This window comes from Gluconobacter aidae, from assembly GCF_009547075.1.
In the GTDB taxonomy this organism is placed as follows: domain Bacteria; phylum Pseudomonadota; class Alphaproteobacteria; order Acetobacterales; family Acetobacteraceae; genus Gluconobacter; species Gluconobacter aidae.
The window spans coordinates 216,938-236,353 of the sequence record NZ_WIPH01000001.1 but is presented as its reverse complement, the minus strand read 5'-3'; the positions used below and the strand labels follow the sequence as shown (position 1 = coordinate 236,353).

The window sequence follows — 19,416 nt, the reverse complement described above, 5'->3', positions numbered from 1 at the left end:
AATTCAAGATCTTCGCCGAGGCTCGGAATGAAATTCAAGGTTGACCGTACCCTGCTGCAACGGGCTCTGGCGCATATTCACGGCGTTGCGGAAAAGCGGAATACCATTCCCATCCTGGCCAACGTTCTGATGAGCTATCAGGATGATGTTTTGCGCCTGACGGCGACGGACATGGAAATCGCCGTCGTGGAAGATGTTCCCGCGAGCGGTGAGCGCTCCGGCTCCACGACCGTTCCGGCTGCTGTGCTCTTTGAGATCGTCCGCAAGCTGCCTGACGGCGTGGCACTGGAGTTCGACCATCAGGACAGCGAGGCTCCGCTTGCCCTGCGGGCCGGTCGTTATGCCACCAGCCTGAACGTACTGCCGGTTGATGATTTTCCGGCCATGGTCGCTGGTGATCTGCCGCATCGTTTTTCGATCCCGGCTGCAACGCTTCGTGGTCTGATCGACCGTACCAAATTCGCCATTTCCAACGAAGAAACCCGTTATTACCTGAACGGTATTTACCTGCACGTTGCAGAAAACGGGTCCCTCCCGATGCTGCGGGCCGTGGCCACGGATGGCCACCGTCTCGCCCGCGTCGAGACAGAACTTCCGGAAGGCGCACGCGGCATGCCGGGTGTCATCATCCCGCGCAAGACCATCAACGAACTGCGCAAGCTGCTCGATGAAGGGGCGGCCGATCTGGAAGTGTCGCTGTCCGACACCCGCATCCAGTTCCAGGCCGGTCCGGTTCTCCTGACGTCCAAGCTGATCGACGGCACTTTCCCGGAATATGAGCGCGTCATTCCCAAAGGAAACGACCGTATCCTGCGCGTCGGCAAGCGCGATTTCGCCGCGGCTGTCGGTCGTGTCGCGGCCATCAGTCAGGAGCGTTCACGCCCGGTCAAACTCTCTGTCACGCAGAATATGCTGAACCTCTCCGCCACCAGCCCCGATCAGGGCGTGGCGCATGAGGAACTGGATGAAAACGCCGTCTCCTACGATGCGGCACCGATCGAAATCGGCTTTCAGGCGCGTTATCTGACGGACATCACCGATCAGATCGACGTCGAAGTGGAATTCGCGTTTTCCGACAGTTCCGCGCCCACCATCGTGCGTGACACGGCGTCACCTTCGGCGCTGTACGTCCTGATGCCCATGCGGGTCTGAGCACGAGCCACGATTGAAACTGACCCGGCTCGCGCTGACGGATTTCCGGAATTATACCCACACCGTCTGGACTCCGGATGCTTCCATTCTGGTCCTGACGGGAGAGAACGGGTCCGGAAAGACCAATCTGCTGGAAGCCGTTTCCCTGCTGGCTCCGGGGCGCGGATTACGGGGAGCACCACTTCCCGCTCTGTGTCGTACCGGCGCCGAACGATGGGGCGTTGCGGCGACGCTCCAGTCCAGTCTGGATGAATTCAGAATCGGAACAGGAAGTGAGTTAAGCGAAAAGCAGCGTCGGACATTCCGGCTCGATGGGGAAAACATCCGCTCTCAGGCCGCGATCGGCCAGAGGTTTTCCTGTGTCTGGCTGACCCCGCAGATGGATCGGCTTTTTCAGGAAGGCTCCAGCGGCCGTCGGCGTTTTCTGGATCGGCTGGTCATGGCGCTGTCTCCCGATCATGGCCGCCAGATTGCCGCCCATGATCGCTCGGTTGTCAGTCGGAACAGGGTTCTGGCCGACCGTCCGACCGAAACGGCATGGCTCGCTTCCATTGAGGATTCCATCGCCCGTCATGCGGTTGCGGCCACCGCTGCCCGCCTGGCGCTCATAGAGAGCATGAACGCGCATCCGTTTGAGAATAATGGATTTTCAACCAGTACATTGCATCTGGACTGCGCCGTATCGAGCCGTCTGGCCCGTCAGTCCGCACTGGATGTTGAAGACTGGATCAGAAACACTCTTCAACAGACCCGAACTGAAGACCGACAACGCGCGACCACGTCCATCGGCGCGCACCGGGCCGATTTCACGCTTTCGGATACAGCCACGGGACGTCCGGCCGAACTGTCCAGCAGCGGGCAGCAGAAAGTCATGTTGACCGGCACGATCCTATCCCATGCGCAGCTCATGACGCAGGAGCGGGGCCATGCTCCGGCCATATTGCTGGATGAACCTCTGGTGCATCTGGACGAGACCCGCAGGCATGCACTTCTCGACAGCCTCGAAAAACTGCGGGCACCCGTTCTGATCACCGGTACGGACTACGCACCCTTTGCAGCACTTGAGGGGCGGGCCCAGTTTTTTTCGGTCGGAAACGGAAGCATATCTCCCGCCTGACGCATGCCCACCGCTGGCCTAACCGTCCGGCGCAGGCTATACTGATCCAACAGTTTTTCAGAGTACCACGGAGACCGTCACGCGCATGTCAGAGACCCAGAACCAGCCCGAAATCCCAGGCGCAGACGGTGAAGATTACGGCGCTTCGTCCATTTCGGTACTCAAGGGGCTGGATGCGGTCCGCAAGCGTCCGGGCATGTATATCGGCGATACGGACGACGGTTCGGGCCTGCACCACATGGTTTTCGAGATCATTGACAATGCCGTCGATGAAGCTCAGGCCGGGCATGCCACATACTGCATTCTGACCCTGAACGGGGATGGTTCTGTCTCGGTCCGCGACGACGGCCGCGGCATTCCGACCGACCTGCACCCAGAAGAAGGCATCAGCGCCGCCGAAGTCGTGTTGACCAAGCTGCATGCCGGCGGCAAGTTCAACCAGAACTCCTATAAGGTTTCCGGTGGTCTGCACGGTGTGGGTGCGGCCGTGGTGAACGCGCTGTCCGAATGGATGGAAGTACGGATCTGGCGCAATGGTCTGGAGCACAAGATCCGCTTCCAGCACGGTGAGCGCGACGAGGCCCTGCATGTCATTGGCCCCTCAACGGAAGACCGGGGCACGCTGGTCACGTTCAAACCCAGCAAGCAGACCTTTACGAAGGTCGATTTCGAACTCTCCATTCTTGAACGCCGCGTCCGCGAACTCGCGTTCCTGAACTCCGGAATGCTGATCGTCCTGCGCGACGAGCGTCATGCCGAGCCGAAGGAACTGCGCTTCCACTATGATGGTGGTCTGAGCGCGTTCGCGGAATGGCTTGATTCTTCAAAAACTTCCATCGTCACCCCCCCCATTACGGGCGAGATCGACAATCCCGAAAGCGGCATCCGCGTCGAGTTCGCGCTGACCTGGAACGACAGCTATCACGAGACGATGCTGTGCTTCACCAACAACATCCCGCAGCGCGATGGCGGCACGCATCTGGCCGGCTTCCGTCAGGCCCTGACGCGCGTTGTGGGCAAGTATGCAGAAGGTGTGGCCAAGCGTGAGGCCGGATCGCTGACGGGCGAGGACATGCGCGAAGGCATGACCGCCGTCCTGTCCGTAAAGGTGCCGGATCCGAAGTTCTCGTCCCAGACAAAAGACAAGCTCGTCTCGTCCGAAGTCCAACCTGTCGTTCACGCCGCGGCCTCCGATGCGATCTCCCACTGGTTCGAGACGCATCCCAAGGAAGCGAAGGCCATCGTCGCCAAGATCATCGACGCCGCCAGCGCCCGTGAAGCCGCGCGGCGTGCGCGTGAGCTGACGCGGCGCAAGGGTGTGCTGGACGTGTCCTCACTTCCAGGCAAGCTCGCGGACTGTCAGGAGCGTGACGCCTCCAAGGCTGAAATCTTCATCGTTGAGGGTGACTCCGCTGGTGGCACGGCCAAGCAGGGACGGGACCGTCGCTTCCAGGCCATCCTGCCGCTGCGCGGCAAGATCCTGAACGTCGAGCGCGCCCGTTTCGACCGGATGCTGGGCTCGGCTGAAATCGGAACGCTGATTACGGCGCTTGGCACCGGCATCGGTCGGGGGGAGGTCGATCAGGGCGGTTTCTCGGCCGAAAAACTGCGCTACCACAAGATCGTCATCATGACTGATGCTGATGTCGACGGTTCGCATATTCGCACGCTGCTGCTGACCTTCTTCTTCCGTCAGATGCCGGAACTGATCGAGCAGGGCTATCTCTATATCGCCCAGCCGCCACTCTATCGTGCCAAGCGCGGTCAGGAAGAGCGCTATCTCAAGGACGATGCCGCTCTTGAGCAGTATCTGCTGGACAAGGCCCTGGCGAATGCTTCCCTGCGCTTTGCGGATGGCCGGGAACTGACAGGAGAACCTCTGACGGAGGAAGTCGCGTTCCTTTCGGCTGCCGCCCGTCGCCTTCAGAGCATTGCTTCCAAGGTTCCCGTCTGGGTCATGGAGCAGGCAGCCATTTCGGGTGTTCTGGACAGCGATATCGCTGTTGCGACATCGCGGATGCCTGAGTTCCAGCAGCGTCTGGATGGGGCTTCGCTGCCCAACGAGCGGGGCTGGAAGGTCTCCATTTCGGAAACCGGTCTGGAATGTGCCCGTTCCGTCCGTGGCGTAGGCGAAGTCTATCGGATCGAACCTTCGCTCCTGCGCTCGGCGGAAGCCCGCTGGCTGGTGTCGGAATGGGAGCATCTGGCCCGCGATTTCGCAAAACCCGTGACGCTCACGCTTGACCCCACGGCTTATGAACTGTTCGGTCCCGCAGCCGTCATGGAGCGCATTCTGCTTCAGGGCCGTCGCGGCCTGACCATCAATCGTTTCAAGGGCCTGGGCGAAATGAACGACGAACAGCTGTGGCACACCACGCTTGATCCTGCGACCCGTACCCTGTTGCAGGTCCGGGTTGGGGACGTGGAAGATGCCGGACAGGTGTTCTCCACGCTGATGGGGGACGTTGTGGAACCCCGCAGAGACTTCATTGTCGGCAACGCCCTGAAAGTCGCCAATCTTGACGTTTAAGAGGCTTGTCGCAGGGACTGCACTTGTCCTGATGGCCGGGCTGGGCTGGCCGCCAGCCCGGGCTGAGGGGCTTGTCAATGCCACCTACGCGGTTTACCTCAAGGGTTTTCACGTCCTGAATGCTCAGGCATCCTATCAGCTCCAGCCCTGGGGCTATGGGGGCAGAACGCAGATCAAGCCAGCGGGCCTGATCAGTTGGTTCGTGACCATGGATGTGACATCCCGCGTTCAGGGAAAGTTCGCGCCTGACGGCAACGCCCAGCCGATCCTGTTTGACAGTGGCGGCATTTCCCGTGGCAAGCACCGCCATGTCCGGCTGGAGTTCTCGAACGACATTCCAAAAGTAATGGATCTCCAGCCTCCGGAAACCGACCGCGAACCGATTCCCGAGAGCGCCCTGCCTCATTCGGTCGATACCCTGAGCGGCATGGCGCATCTGCTGCACGCCCTTTCGACGACAGGGAAATGCGACGGAACGCAGATCATTTTTGACGGGCTCCGGCTGAGTGAAATGATCGTCCATGGCCCTGTCATGGCAGATATCCCGCAGGGACAGGACGAGGCCTATTCCGGACAGGCCCTGCGCTGTGATTTCATAGGGCGCCAGCTTGCAGGCTTTGTGAAGGACTCTCCGAACAGGGCAAAACTGGCCTCTCCCCAGCCAGGATCCGTCTGGTTCAGAAAGATTGACGGTCTGGGACTTGTCCCGGTCCGGATCGAGTTCAACCACCCCAAACTCGGGCGTGTCATGGTCGTCATGCAACACGCCGTAGCTCCCTGAACGGAGCACTCGAACGTCTTGCAATAATCGGCAATTCGAAGTGATGACACAGTCTGCGGGCTCCGTTTGACGCGGACCCGCGGTTTGGATACCCCGGGCGGGACATGACCGACAGCACCCATCGCACCACTGCCATCATCCTTGCCGCGGGCCTCGGCACGCGCATGAAATCCCGTCTGCCAAAGGCGCTCCATCGTCTGGGCAATCAGCCGATGATCAACCATCTCATTACAACCGCCCGAAAGGTCTTTGATGACGTGGTCGTCGTCACCGGCCCGGATATGCCGGAACTTGAAAAGGCCGTCCGTCCTTTCAAAACCGTCACGCAGATCGAGCGGCTTGGTACGGCCCATGCGGCCAACACGGCGCGAAACCTGTTCGGCAATGGCGATGTGGCCATTCTCTATGCCGATAATCCGCTGATTACGGCAGAAACGATGCAACGCCTGCTGGCAGCACGCAGGGAAGGCGCCAGTCTGGCTCTTCTTGGAATGCGGCCTGCGGAACCGGGGCGTTATGGCCGGATTGTCGAGGATCACGGCAGGGTTGTGAAGATCGTCGAATTCAAGGATGCCACGGAAGAAGAGCGTCGCCTCACGCTGTGCAATGCGGGCGTCATGTGTGCCGGAGCCGACGATTTCCGAACCTGGCTTGCGGATGTCGGCAACGACAATGCCCAAGGCGAGTATTACCTGACAGATGTGGTTGAAATGGCCGCAAAAGCCGGACCGGTCGTTTGCGTGGAAGCGCCGGAAGCCGAACTGGCGGGCGTCAATTCCCGTTCTGAACTGGCCCGCGCCGAAGCGACGCTTCAGACCCGGTTGCGAAATGCAGCCATGGATGCGGGTGTTACGCTTGTTGCTCCTGAAACTGTTTTCCTCAGCACCGACACCATCATCGAAGCAGATGTAACGGTTGAGCCGAACGTTTTCTTCGGCCCCGGCGTCAGGGTCCGTTCCGGAGCCCTCATTCGTGCCTTTTCCCATCTGGAAGGCTGCGAGGTCGGGGAAAGCGCAATGATCGGTCCCTATGCGCGACTGCGCCCCGGCACGCTCTGCGCCGCGCAGACGCATGTCGGCAATTTCGTCGAACTCAAGAATGTGGAACTGGGTGAGGGCGCAAAGGCCAATCATCTGACCTATCTGGGCGATGCCTCGATCGGGAGTGGCACGAATGTCGGAGCAGGGACCATCACCTGCAATTACGATGGCGTGTTCAAACACCGGACCACGATCGGCGAGCGCGTGTTTGTCGGTTCGGACTCCATCCTCGTGGCTCCTGTAACTGTCGGGAACGATGCTCTCATCGCGGCCGGAAGCGTCATCACCAATGACGTTCCTCCTGGCGATCTGGCTCTGGGCCGGGCACGGCAGACGCTGAAAAGCGGGCAGGGCCTTCAGATCAAACAGTCTCTCAAAGCTCGGAAGGAACAGGGCTGATGTGCGGTATCTGCGGAATTGTTGGACATCAGCCTGCCAGTCCGATCGCGTTCGAGGCGCTCCGTCGCCTTGAATATCGCGGATATGATTCCGCAGGCATCGCCACGCTGACCGCGTCCGGAGACATTGAGCGCCGTCGCGCGGCTGGCAAGCTCGACAATCTGGAGCATGTGCTGAAAGAACACCCGCTGCCTGGAACGACCGGCATTGGGCATACGCGGTGGGCCACGCATGGCGCACCCACGGAAAACAATGCTCATCCTCATGAGGCCGGTCGGGTAGCGATCGTCCATAACGGCATCATCGAGAACTTCGCCGAACTCAAGAAAGAACTTGAGGCGAAGGGGCGCGTATTCCGGACGGAAACGGATTCAGAGACGGTCGCCCATCTGGTCGATGACTATCTGGGGCAGGGGCTGGAGCCTCGGGAAGCAGCCTTTGCTGCGATCAAGCGGCTGGAAGGCGCCTATGCCATTGCCATGATCTTCAAGGATCATGAAGGTCTGCTGATTGGCGCGCGCCATGGTGCTCCGTTGGCGGTGGGCTATGGCAATGGCGAGATGTTCCTCGGGTCCGACAGCATTGCCTTGGCCCCGATGGCCCGGAAGATGACCTATCTGGAAGATGGCGACTGGTGCGAACTGACCCCCGGTCATGTCACGATTTTTGACATGACCGGGGCTGAAGTCAGCCGTCCGGTTCAGGACCTGACCTTCATGGCGGGACAGGTCGGCAAGGATGGCTACCGGCATTACATGGAAAAGGAACTCCATGAACACCCCGTCGCCATCGGACAGACGCTGAAGCGCATTACCGACCCGGCTTCAAAGCGCATCGCCCTTCCGGAAATGCCGTTCGATCCGGCACAGGTACCGCGGATCACCATCACGGCCTGCGGCTCGGCCTATTATGCCGGCATGGTGGGGCGGTACTGGCTGGAATCCCTGGCGCGCATTCCGGTGGAAATCGATGTTGCGTCCGAAATGCGCTATCGCGAGCCGCCGCAGCCGGACAAGGGCGTGGCGCTGCTGATTTCCCAGTCTGGCGAAACCGCTGATACGCTCGGGGTGCTTCGGAGTCTCAAAAAGTCCGGGCAGAGCATTGTCTCCGTGCTGAATGTCGAACATTCAACCATGGGACGTGAAAGCGATCTTGTTCTGGGTATGGATGCCGGGCCGGAAATCTCCGTAGCCTCTACCAAGGCTTTCACGGCCCAGCTTTCCGTTCTGGCGGCTCTGGCGATCGACTTCGCGCGGGCCCGTGGCACCATGGATCAGGCCCGTGAAGAACGTCTGACAGCCAGCCTGCTGGATCTGCCGTCCCGCGCGGCCGAAGTCTTTACCCGCACAAAGGATATTCAGGCGATGGCGGCCGTTGTCGCGCAGGCCCGCGACGTCCTGTATCTGGGACGCGGGATCTGCACGCCGATCGCCTTTGAAGGTGCATTAAAATTAAAGGAAATCAGTTACATTCACGCTGAAGCTTATGCGGCAGGTGAATTGAAACACGGTCCCATCAGCCTGATCGACCAGACCGTTCCTGTCGTTGCCATCGCACCGTCCACGATCCTGTTCGACAAGACGCTGTCCAATCTTCAGGAAGCAAAGGCGCGTGGCGGACGCATTCTTGCCTTCACCGATGCAGAAGGTGCGAAACGTCTTGAGGGCGTGGCGGAACAGGTTGTCATCATGCCGGATGTGGACGCTTTCGTGGCTCCGATCCTGTATGCCATTCCTGTTCAGATGCTGGCTTATGAAGTGGCCCTTCTCAAAGGGACGGACGTGGACCAGCCACGTAATCTCGCCAAATCCGTTACGGTCGAGTGAAGGCTTGCCCTGTCAGGGAAGTTTTTTGGCGGACATCACGCGGACATCACAATGGCATCATGCATGGCGGGCTGAAGGAGAGGCTAAGATGGGTGGGGACGCAGTATCCGGAAAACCGATCGGGAATTCAGGGCTCTCTCCCAGCGCCTCCGAAATCACTGTGCGCGAAGCTTTTGTCAGGCGACTGGACGAGCAGGGATTTGAAGGCGATATCAACCTTCAGGTCTCGTCGCGGCTGGTTTCTTCCACCGATAACAGCATCTATCAGCGCCTTCCGGCCGCCGTTATTCATCCACGCACGCAGGAAGATCTCAACCGGGCCGTCCGCGCTGCCGCAGGTGGTGAACTGACCCTTGCGATCCGTGGTGGCGGGACAGGCACCAACGGGCAGTCGCTGACGGATGGCATCGTCGTTGATGTCTCCCGCCATCTGGACCGGATCCTGGATTTCGATGCCGAGGCGGGAACGGTCACGGTTGAACCCGGCGTTATTCTTGCGCGCCTTAATGCCTTCCTGAAGCCTCACGGATTTTTCTTCCCCCCTACGGTCTCGACCGCCACGAGAGCCACGATCGGCGGGATGATTGCGACGGATGCGTCCGGCAAGGGGTCGCGCATCTATGGCCGAACTTCCAACTACATAGAAACGATGGACGTCGTGCTCTCGGACGGAACCGACCTGCAGGTCGGCCGACTGACTGCCCCACAATTAGAAGAGGCAATGAGCGGGAAAGGGCTTGCCGCCCGCGTCTATCGCGAAGTCCATCGGGTTGTCACGGAACAGGCGGACGAGATCCGACGCGTCTTTCCGGACATGAACCGTGGTCTGACAGGATACAATCTTCAGAACGTCCTGCTTGAGGACGGAAGCTTCCATATCGCACGGCTCCTGTCCGGCTCGGAAGGCACACTTGCCCTGACCAAGAAGGTCGTCCTGCGGGTCAGACGTCTGCCCAAATACCGGCAGCTTATCGTCGTTCGCTATGCCAGCTTCAACGATACCCTACGTGATGTTCAGACGCTTCTGCCAGCCAATCCGTCTGCGGTAGAAGTGCTGGATGACCGCGTTCTCGCCAAGGCCCAGCAGGACGTGACATGGCACGCACTGGAACGCGTTCTTGGCACCAGATCCGCGCTCCCGGTCAAGGGTATGAGCTTCGTCGAGTTTGTCGGGGATGATCTGGACGTCCTGCAGGAACAGATGGCCCATGCGGTCACCCTACTTGCGAACTCTCCGCACAAACCAATTGATAATAAAGTAATTTCTGATCCGGAAATCATCGCGAACCTCTGGACGCTGCGGGAAAAATCGGTTGGTCTTCTCGGACAGCCGGACGGTCACAAACAGGGTGTTCCGTTCGTCGAGGATACTGCCGTTCCTCCGGAAGTTCTCCCTGAATATGTCAGCGAATTCCGTGATATTCTGGATGGTTACGGACTGTCCTACGGCATGTTTGGACATGCCGATGTCGGCTGCCTGCATGTCCGCCCGTTTCTGGACATGCTCACACCGCAGGACCGTGCCCTGATCCGTCCGATTTCAGACGCGGTGGTTGCTCTGACGAAACGTCATGGCGGTCTGCTCTGGGGCGAGCATGGGCGGGGCTTTCGCGGCGAGTTCTCACCGCTGTTTTTCGGTGAAACGCTGTTTGCGGAACTCTGCCGGATCAAGGATGTCTTTGATCCCAAAGATATTTTCAACCGTGGCAAACTAGCACCAGGTGGCGCGGGCTATCCCGTGGACCGCATTGACGGCATCCCGTTCAAGGGCAGTTTCGACGAAGATATTACTCCCGCATTCCGTGAGCCTTACGCACTGTCGATAAGCTGCAACGGTAATGGCGCCTGTTTCAACCGTGAGCCGGACATGGCCATGTGCCCGTCCTACAAAGCCACGAAAGACAGGTCGCAGTCCCCGAAAGGGCGTGCCCTGCTGCTCCGGAGCTGGGCCAGGCTGCGCTCCCTGCCGGACAACGCGCCTGACCGGGGGATGCTCCCGGTTCTCACGGAAGAACTCAAGGCATCCCTGGACACCTGCCTGTCCTGCAAGGCCTGCGCGACGCAATGTCCGATCCGTGTGGATATTCCGTCCATGCGCTCGAAGTTCCTTGCAACTTACTTCCGCGACAACCGCAGGCCGGTTCGCGACTATCTTGTCTATTGGCTGGAGCCCCTGCTGACGGTCGGAAGAGAGGCTCCGGCGCTGGTCAATCTCCTGATGCATAATCCTCTCTCGCAGACGGTTCTGTCGCGGATCGGGCTGGTGGATCTTCCGCATCTGAAGCCTGCCCGACTGGGAGCCGACACTCGGGTCAGCCGCACCTGGCTGCGTCGCAACCGTCATAACCCGCGGGCGGTAATCCTGATGCAGGATTCCTTTACCGGCAGCTTTGACGGTGGCCTCATCGAGAAGGTTCATGCGCTTCTGACGTCGCTTGGGCTGGACGTGAAAGTCACGCCCGTCTGGAACAACGGCAAGGCCCGGCACGTTCTGGGCTTCCGCAGGGGCTTTGGCGTTACGGCCCGTCAGACCTTGCGGAAGCTGCGAGGTCTGGCGACTTTTGGTATTCCGGTCATTTCTCTGGATGCTGCTACCGGGCTCATGTTCACGCAGGAATACAGGGAAGTCGCAGGCGACACACCTATCCCGGCCGTTCTTCCGCTCGAAAACTATCTGCGTGGACAGATAGAGCGGGGGACGTTCGCGCAGGTGCAGGCTGTGGGCAAGGCGGAATCCCTGACGGTCATCTCGCACTGCACGGAGCAGGCTGTCCGTCCGGAAAGCGCGGGGGACTGGACCTTCATCCTTCGGCATTTCGGAGTGCCGGTCCAGGCAGGAAAGGCCGGATGCTGTGGCATGGCCGGACTGTTCGGACACCAGAAAGAGCAGGTGAGCCTCTCCCGCCTGATCTTTGACCAGAACTGGGCAGGGAAAGTGAAGCAGCCGGTCCTGGCGACTGGCTTTTCCTGCCGCTGCCAGACCGAGCGCATGGCCGGTCATCGCCCCTCCCACCCGGCGGAAGCATTGATCTCCGCGTTGCAGGAACGGTCCTGAAATCAGGGCGTTGATAACGGTAAAGCGCCTCTGGACGCGCCCCGTCCAAACTGTAACACTGTTACCTGTCCGATGATGCGCGGCTCCTCGTGCAGGCCCTGTGGAGTACGAATGTGATGTCTTCCCTTCCATCAAGGATTTACGCTGTCGTCGACCATCCGCGCTGGGTGGAACGGCTTGGTGGAGCGGGCCTGCGTTTCATCGAACTCTATCTGCGTGATCTGCCGGAAGAAGAGATCAGGGCGCAGGCCCTGCTGGCACAGGAACTGGCCGCACGTTTCAATGTTTCTCTGGCACTGAACCGCTACTGGCAGACGGCTATCGAACTGGGCTATGAATGGCTGCATCTTGGCCCCGAAGATCTGGAAACGGCGGATCTCGACGCGACCCGGACCGCTGGCATCAGATTTGGCGTCTCGACCCATACGCATGAAGAGCTGCAGACGGCACTCGCCTGCAAGCCGGATTATGTGTCCTTCGGCCCGGTCTGGTCCACGCAGCTCCGGGGCGTGCCACTGACCGGGCGGGGCCTGAAACAACTGGCAGAATGGCGCGGGCTGTGCGGCAATGTTCCGCTGGTTGCCATTGGTGGCATTACCGTGCCCCGGCTGGCGGAATGCCTTGAGGCCGGTGCCGATACCGTTGCCGTCATGAGCGACTTCATCGGTCACCAGGACCCGGAAGAGCAGGTCCGACGCTGGCTCGACGCCGTCTCCCGGGAGACGGCACCAACTTGAAACACGCCAAGTCGTCTGAAGACGACCACATGAAGGAGCCGAGACAACGATGATGGTGACAGGACTGGCAGCCGTACTCCTAGCGCTTGCGTTCCTGCTCACGCTTGTCAGCATCATCCAGCCCCTCGCGAAACGGCTCGAGATTTCCGAAGCTGTCCTGCTGGCATTGACCGGGATCGGGCTCGGCCTTGTCGCGTCCCTTATCGTGCGCTCATCTGCGACCGATCTGCTGGACGGGGCGGCCGAGGCGCTGATCTATTTCCCGGTCAACAGCGAAGCCTTCCTGCTGATCTTTCTGCCGGTTCTGGTGTTTCAGGGAGCCATGGCCATCGATGTGCGGCGTCTGGCCCATGAAACGGCAACCGTGCTTCTGCTGGCGGTCGTCGCTGTCATCGTTTCGACCGCCACCATTGGCTTCGCGCTTTATCCGTTTGCCCGGCAGAGCCTCGTCGTCTGCCTGCTTCTGGGATCGATCGTGGCGACGACCGATCCGTCCGCCGTGGCCGGGATTTTCCGTGAAATCGGTGCGGCTTCGCGTCTGACGCGCCTTGTCGAGGGGGAAGCGCTTCTGAACGACGCAGCCGCCATTTCGATCTTCTCGATCCTTCTGGCGGCGGTGACCTCGCATCACCAGATCCATCTGACCGATGCTCTGATGGACTTCCTCACCGCCTTCATCGGGGCCATCGTGGTCGGCGTCTGTCTGGCGCGTCTCACATTGCTGCTGATTGCAGGACTGGGGGGATCAGCGGCTGCCGAAGTCACGCTGACACTGGCACTGCCTTACGCCGTTTACATCCTGTGCGATGAGATGCTCGGCTTTTCCGGCGTGGTCGCAACAGCCGCCGCGGGGCTGACGGTCTCCGCTTACGGGCCATCGACTTTCCGGCCGCAGGTCTGGCGCTTCCTGAACGAGATGTGGGAGCAGCTCGTTTTCTGGGCCGGCTCTCTCGTGTTTCTTCTGGCCGCCATGCTGGTGCCCCGGCTGCTGATCGGCATGACGAAATGGGATTTCGTACTGATCCTAATCGCCAGCGTCGCGGGACTGATTGCACGTTCGGCCGTGATTTTCGGAATGCTGCCGCTTCTTGCCATCACGAAGCTCTCGCCGCCCGTTCCCAACCCCTTCAAGGCCACCATGGCCTGGGGTGGCATCCGTGGCGCCATCACGCTTGCGCTGGCACTGGCCGTGACCGAGAACCAGAGCGTTTCCAGCCCCGTTGCCCATTTCGTCGGCATCATCGCCACCGGCTTCGTCCTCATCACGCTTCTGGTCAACGGCACCACGCTGCGGGCACTCGTCCTGTTCTTCAAGCTGGATCAACTGTCGCCCATCGATCAGGCCATCCGCCAGCAGATCGTCGGCATCGGCCTCGGTGAGGTTGCGGAACGCACACGGGAGCTTTCCGAGGAACTGGGCTTCAGTGAGCAGACCCGCGCCGGCGTCATCAGCCGCCTTGAACGGCGCGCGGAAAAGGAGAGGGCGGCCAACAATTTCGAATCCGCCCTGAGCGACCGCAACCGCGTCAATATCGCCCTGATTACGATCGCCAATCAGGAGCGTTCCCTGCTGCTGGACCTGTTCCGCATTCAGGGTCTTTCCCGCCGCGTGATGGAGACCCTGCTGCGCACGGCTGAGGCCATGGCAGACGGGGCGCGTCTCGAAGGACGCTATGGCTATGTCCGGGCCCTCAAGCGCCGCCTTCAGCCCTCATTGCGCTTCCGGATCGCGCAGGAGCTTCACAGCCGCCTGCATATCGACGAGCCGCTGACGAACTGCATGATGGAGCGCTTCGAGATGCTCATCATCGCGCATCTCGTTTCGCTATCACTCCAGCGCTTCATCCGCCAGCGCATGGAGCCGACGCTTGGCCCGCGTATCACGGAAATCGTGTCTGAAGTACTCGGTCGCCAGCGCAAGCTTCTGGACGATGCGCTGGAGACGCTGCGCCTGCATTATTCCGGCTATTCCGAGGCGCTGGAAAGCCGCATCCTGCGCCAGATCGCCCTGCGTCTGGAGGATGAGGAATATGACGCACTCGAAGCGGATAACCTGATTTCCGAGGAGCTGCACCGCGAACTGCACCGGGAAATCGAACGTCAGCGCGCCCGCCTGGATGCGCCCCTGCGCTTCAATCTCAAGAGCGGCATCGAGCAGCGTCTCAGGGCCTTTCCGGCTTTCAACGGCGTTCCCGACAGCGTACTTCAGAAGCTTTCGGGCAAGGTCTCCATGCATTTCGTCTCGCCTGGGGAAGTCCTGTTCAAACGCGGGCAGCGCGTGCGCGTCGTCTATGCGCAGGTCGCAGGGCTGGCGGAAGTCAATCTGGCGGAACGGGACCTGCTGTTCGGAAGCGGAGACCTGATCGGCGCGGCCTCCGTCATCCGCGACGAGACCATGCCCGGAACCGTCCGCTCCCTGCAGTTCAGCCATCTGCTCGCCATTCCGCGTCCGGTGTTCGAAAAACTGCTGAAGGCGTATCCCATCGTTCAGCGTCTCATTATCCAGCGCAGCCAGCAAAGGGCGGACGGATTGCTGGCGCCCGTCACCGTCCGCACCTTGGATGGCGAGGCCATCTCAACGGCATCAGCTCCGGAAATGCGTCATCTGGTCTCACCCTCTTCTTGAGCACGGTCTTCTTAAGACACGGGCGGTAGGGTCTGCTTCCCGGGGGCCAGCAGGTCCCGGAAACGCACGGCACAGAAGCCCAGGATCGCCGCTGCCACAAACGCAGCTCCTGAATGTATCAGCCAGAACGAGACGTCGGAAATCCGTCCCAGCAACGTTGCCAGCTTTCCGATCAGCAGGTTGGACAAAAACAGATTGAGCGAGAAGCAGGCGACCAGAATGGTGTTCAGGCTCACGGGAGCGGCACGCGAAAAAAGCGCCATTCCGATCGCGTAATTCATCGAAAACCCGATGTCATTGATGATATGAAAGGCCAGTCCCCAGAACAGGCTGACCTCATGGGGACCCGGACTGATCCATGATCCCAAAGCCAGCATCAGCGGCCCGAAAGCTGCAATGAACGTCCCCAGCGCGACCTTGGAAATCTCCGACGGATCGGGCCTGCGACGCGCATAGGCCTTCCAGAACCAAAGTACCAGCACGGCGCACAGGGTGCTGATAAATCCGTCCAGGGAAATAAGATCGCTCACCGGCATTTCGTACCCCAGAAGGCGAAGCTGGAAATGCTCGCGCCCCCAGAGCAGATAGCCGTCGAAGATTTCCGAGTTTGGGACAGCGCCCACCGCCAGAACAGGCACAAGCGCCAGAAGCAGCAGGGTCGTCTTCTTTTCCTGCGACGTCAGGGCAGGACGTGCGTGCTTTGTGGTTGCGGCCGGGGCCTCAGACCGACGCACCGCAACAGCAGGAGCGGGGAGCCAGCGCCGCCCCACGAGATAGACCACAAGCCCGATCAGCATGCCCAGGCCCGCTGCCAGAAAGCCCCAGTGCCATTCGATCTGCGCCAGGCTCGCGCACAGGAGCGGGGACACGATGACGGCGATCTGAAGCCCCATCATGTAGATCTGATAGGCATCCGAACGCCGCCGGTCACCCAGTTCATACAATGCGCCGACCTGCGCGCGCAGACCGCCCGCCATGCCAAGCCCGGCCAGCAGAAAACCGAGAGCCAGTACAAAGCTCCAGTCAAATGACATCAGGAAATGGCCCGCTGTCATCAGGATGGCGCCCAAGAGGATGGTCCGTGTCTGGCCGAGGACGCGGTCCGCCAGAAAACCGCCGAGGAGAGGGGTGGCATAAATCAGCGCCAGAAACAGACCTGTAATGGCTGCGCCCATGGCGCGTGGTCCCACAGGCGCATAAAGGGCCGAAACAAACGCCTCAAGCGGCCCGAGACCCACAACGGTTCCTGAATGAGCCGGCTGCAGCAGATGGTCCGTCAGATACAGGGCCAGAATGGCCTGCATCCCGTAGAGCGAGAACCCGACCCAGCCTTCGGTCAGCGTCAGCACCCACAGTCCGATGGGATGCCCCCAGAGTTCCCGCTGTTTTCCGGCGGAAAACGGTTCGACAACAGGGGAAGCAGGAAGGATCTCGGTCATGCGGCCTCATTCGCGCAGGGGCGGGATAACCTGCGTAAAGGGAGAAAGCCGGTGAGGTAAAGGGGGAGAGAAGGTAGTGGCAAAATGCCATAGAGTGTATTTGTGGCGTTTTGCCATAGTACCACAGCAAGGTGAGCCAGCATCCGATCTATGGCAAAATGGCCTAATTCCTGAAGTTGGCATTTTGCCACAGACGCCAGGTTTGCCGTTACGGGAAAGCCTTGCATCCATCAGAAAGCAGCTGCTGGAAGCCGGAAAATCCGGGGCAAAACGGTGATGGCATTTTGCCATAAGCAGAAAATGGCTGAAAACTGCCGATATTATTGCTTCCAGAGCAATCTGACGGAGAGAAATCCGGACGCAGGTCAGGGGCCGGGTTCGCGCTCACACAAATGTCGTATAAGATATATTATGCCAACCAATATATCTGAAAATCTTGAATTTCTGACGTTTTCGTGAGAACACATCCTATTGTTGCGAAGGATGTCTCCATTCGCGCTAGGAAAAGCATTGTAGTCCATTCTATCGGTGAGCGCCCGCATTGCGCGCACCGGTGTATCCGCGGGAGCGGCTGTTTATGCCATCTATGTCCCTGTGCCGCCTGAGTCTCCTGGGAAGCACATTCTGCATTGCTGCACTCTCCATCCTTCCGAATGTGGCACGGGCAGATGATTATACGGAACTGCTCGACATTCTCCGGGCCAAGGGCAGCCTGACCAGCACGGAATACAATGTTCTGCTGGCCCATCATCAGCATCACTCGCATCCTTCCCTACAGCGCGACGATGACAGCGCCCCTGCTGCTCGGTCCCGTCACCGCAACCGCTACATGCGCTATGGGCCCCAGAATGAAGGCAGCAGCCTCGAGGCCCCCCCCGATGTCACGACCGTTGCTGCCGTTTCCGCAGCGCGCCGTGCCGCCATGGAGGCGTCGGCCAGTGCCCAGGATGCCCGCAATTCGCTTCTGGAAGCGCGACGCACCTACAATCCGGACAGCATCGTGCGCGTGAAGCCCTATGTCGCGGGCAAAGGCGTTACGATCCAGGCTGGCCAGATCGACATCAACATCTCGGGCTTCGTCAACGCCTACTACACCTATAACAGCCCAGCCGGTGGTCGCGCTGTTGCTGGTGGCGTCTCGACCGGCAGCAGCGGCTTTGATTCCTCATCCGTTCGTAACGGCCTGCTGCCGGGCGGCCTGATCCTCAAGCTGAATACGGTTCAGGACGGGATCAAGCTCGGCGCCGTCTTCGGCATGTATCCCGGCATCAACAACAACAATCCCAGTACCTTCAACGCCAATTCGGGCGGCAGTCCGGTGGGCCTCGGAACGGCCGGCCTCGATTTCCGTCAGGTTTACATGACCGCTGGCACGGACAAGTTCGGTACGGTCAAGCTGGGTCGCGACATTGCGCTGTTTGCGTCTGACGCCATCCTGAACGATGCCACACTCCTCAGCGTCGGCAGTACCGGCAGCAACGCCAATCCCGCCAACACGTCACTCGGTCGTATCGGCGTGGGCTATGTCTATACCGACTGGTTGCCGCAAATCACCTATATCTCGCCGAAATGGAAGGGTTTTCAGGCGTCCGTCGGTGTCATGACGCCGCTGGATGAATACAATTTTGCCGGTGGCGGCCTGTCCGCGACCACGACCCAGCACAGTTCGCCCATGCTTCAGGGCAAAGTCACCTATGATGGCAATATTCTCGGCTTCACGACCCGCTTTTGGAGCAGCTTCCTCGTCCAGCATCAGCAGAACCTGACCAGCTCAACACTGGGCAGCAGCAGCCGGAAAGGCACGACGGTCGAGGCCGGCGACGTTGGCGTGAAAGTCACGCGCGGCCCGTTCGAAGGCGTGGCCTATTACTACTATGGCAGTGGCCTTGGTACGACCGGCATCTTCTTCGATGGCGTATCTGCCAATGGACGCAAGCGTGATTCCGAAGGCTACTACGTCCAGGCAGCCTACAAGATCCTGCCCAAGCTCAAGCTTGTTGGAAGCTACGGCGTCAGCAACCTCTATCAGGCGCCTGGTGAGGACAATCCGGACATGGTCCGGCGCAACCAGTCGGAAGTCGGAGCGATCTATTACAACCTGACGGACTGGTTCACGATCGTCGGCGAGTATGCCCATACGGAATCGGATTCCCACAGCAGCGCCCACGAAAGCGATCACACCATGTCGGCTGGTGCGATGATGACGTTCTGACCCGAAGCGGACTGCCATGCGACGGTCGCTCGCCCTCCTCCTGTACGCCCTGTTCATGTTTCATGGACAGGGCGGCGCAGCGCCGTCCACCGCAATGATGGACTTCATAAGAGGAAAGCTCGGCCTACACTGCTTTCAGGGAGCGGACGTCGCACTGGACGCGACAGGAAAGACACGGCAGTACCTGGTTTATGCGCGGAGTGACGAATGGTGCGGCGTAACCGGTGGATGCATGCTCTTCATTCTTACCAGCCAAGGAGGCAAATAGCGGCTTCTGTCACGTATGACGCTGGTTCATCTGCCTGTTCGCGTCCTGCCCCATCTAGCCCATGGCTGGCACGATCTCGAAATTTCCTATTCCGGACAGGTGCCGGACGTGGGGCCCTGCCCTTCTCGTCAGTCGCATGCGGTTTGACGGAACGCGGTATCCGCTCAATCCGTCCGTTCCACCCGCCGTGCTGGTCGGACAGCCGACAGGGCGGACTGCTCTCTCACCGGACAC

Annotated in this window: 11 protein-coding genes; 10 read left to right on the top strand and 1 reads right to left on the bottom strand. The window is 60.1% G+C overall.

Translation table 11 applies throughout. The features are described 5' to 3' along the window. The first annotated feature begins 27 nt into the window (after positions 1 to 27). The 9 genes from dnaN to GFJ39_RS01070 all read left to right on the top strand — a co-directional run bounded on the left by dnaN (position 28) and on the right by GFJ39_RS01070 (position 15,263). Complete coding sequence (gene dnaN, locus GFJ39_RS01110) at positions 28 to 1,152, top strand: DNA polymerase III subunit beta (RefSeq protein ID WP_153429168.1); 1,125 nt, start codon at positions 28 to 30, stop codon at positions 1,150 to 1,152. A 13-nt stretch (positions 1,153 to 1,165) separates the two neighbouring features. Beyond that, complete coding sequence (gene recF / locus GFJ39_RS01105) at positions 1,166 to 2,269, top strand: DNA replication/repair protein RecF (protein ID WP_153429167.1); 1,104 nt, start codon at positions 1,166 to 1,168, stop codon at positions 2,267 to 2,269. Between the two features lie 85 nt (positions 2,270 to 2,354). After that, complete coding sequence (gene gyrB / locus GFJ39_RS01100; RefSeq protein ID WP_153429166.1) at positions 2,355 to 4,799, top strand: DNA topoisomerase (ATP-hydrolyzing) subunit B; 2,445 nt, start codon at positions 2,355 to 2,357, stop codon at positions 4,797 to 4,799. Then, positions 4,789 to 5,580 (top strand): DUF3108 domain-containing protein, encoded by a 792-nt coding sequence (locus GFJ39_RS01095; RefSeq protein WP_153429165.1) that lies wholly within the window; start codon positions 4,789 to 4,791, stop codon positions 5,578 to 5,580. Before gyrB ends, GFJ39_RS01095 begins: the two co-directional genes overlap by 11 nt. A 104-nt stretch (positions 5,581 to 5,684) precedes the next feature. Beyond that, a complete protein-coding gene (glmU, locus tag GFJ39_RS01090) occupies positions 5,685 to 7,019 on the top strand; it encodes a bifunctional UDP-N-acetylglucosamine diphosphorylase/glucosamine-1-phosphate N-acetyltransferase GlmU (RefSeq protein WP_153429164.1) in 1,335 nt (444 codons plus the stop codon). Next, positions 7,019 to 8,845 (top strand): glutamine--fructose-6-phosphate transaminase (isomerizing), encoded by a 1,827-nt coding sequence (gene glmS, locus GFJ39_RS01085; protein ID WP_153429163.1) that lies wholly within the window; start codon positions 7,019 to 7,021, stop codon positions 8,843 to 8,845. The genes glmU and glmS overlap by 1 nt, the downstream gene beginning before the upstream one ends. A gap of 160 nt (positions 8,846 to 9,005) precedes the next feature. Further along, positions 9,006 to 11,900, top strand: a complete 2,895-nt coding sequence (locus GFJ39_RS01080; protein WP_325062768.1) for an FAD-binding and (Fe-S)-binding domain-containing protein — start codon at positions 9,006 to 9,008, stop codon at positions 11,898 to 11,900. 116 nt (positions 11,901 to 12,016) lie between these two features. After that, a complete protein-coding gene (locus tag GFJ39_RS01075; RefSeq protein ID WP_153429208.1) occupies positions 12,017 to 12,637 on the top strand; it encodes a thiamine phosphate synthase in 621 nt (206 codons plus the stop codon). Positions 12,638 to 12,686: 49 nt separating this feature from the next. After that, complete coding sequence (locus tag GFJ39_RS01070) at positions 12,687 to 15,263, top strand: cation:proton antiporter (protein ID WP_153429161.1); 2,577 nt, start codon at positions 12,687 to 12,689, stop codon at positions 15,261 to 15,263. 11 nt (positions 15,264 to 15,274) lie between these two features. Here GFJ39_RS01070 and GFJ39_RS01065 read toward each other — a convergent pair whose 3' ends face one another. Next, a complete protein-coding gene (locus GFJ39_RS01065) occupies positions 15,275 to 16,702 on the bottom strand; it encodes a peptide MFS transporter (protein WP_153429160.1) in 1,428 nt (475 codons plus the stop codon). Positions 16,703 to 17,288: 586 nt separating this feature from the next. Here GFJ39_RS01065 and GFJ39_RS01060 point away from each other — a divergent pair. Continuing rightward, complete coding sequence (locus GFJ39_RS01060; RefSeq protein WP_153429207.1) at positions 17,289 to 18,914, top strand: porin; 1,626 nt, start codon at positions 17,289 to 17,291, stop codon at positions 18,912 to 18,914. Positions 18,915 to 19,416 lie beyond the last annotated feature (502 nt).

Excerpts from the sequence above, each read along its gene's own strand:
- GFJ39_RS01065 (WP_153429160.1), bottom strand. The coding sequence starts at position 16,702 with ATGACCGAGATCCTTCCTGCTTCCCCTGTTGTCGAACCGTTTTCCGCC.
- GFJ39_RS01060 (WP_153429207.1), top strand. The coding sequence starts at position 17,289 with ATGTCCCTGTGCCGCCTGAGTCTCCTGGGAAGCACATTCTGCATTGCT.
- glmU (WP_153429164.1), top strand. The coding sequence starts at position 5,685 with ATGACCGACAGCACCCATCGCACCACTGCCATCATCCTTGCCGCGGGC.
- GFJ39_RS01070 (WP_153429161.1), top strand. The coding sequence starts at position 12,687 with ATGATGGTGACAGGACTGGCAGCCGTACTCCTAGCGCTTGCGTTCCTG.
- gyrB (WP_153429166.1), top strand. The coding sequence starts at position 2,355 with ATGTCAGAGACCCAGAACCAGCCCGAAATCCCAGGCGCAGACGGTGAA.
- dnaN (WP_153429168.1), top strand. The coding sequence starts at position 28 with ATGAAATTCAAGGTTGACCGTACCCTGCTGCAACGGGCTCTGGCGCAT.
- glmS (WP_153429163.1), top strand. The coding sequence starts at position 7,019 with ATGTGCGGTATCTGCGGAATTGTTGGACATCAGCCTGCCAGTCCGATC.
- GFJ39_RS01075 (WP_153429208.1), top strand. The coding sequence starts at position 12,017 with ATGTCTTCCCTTCCATCAAGGATTTACGCTGTCGTCGACCATCCGCGC.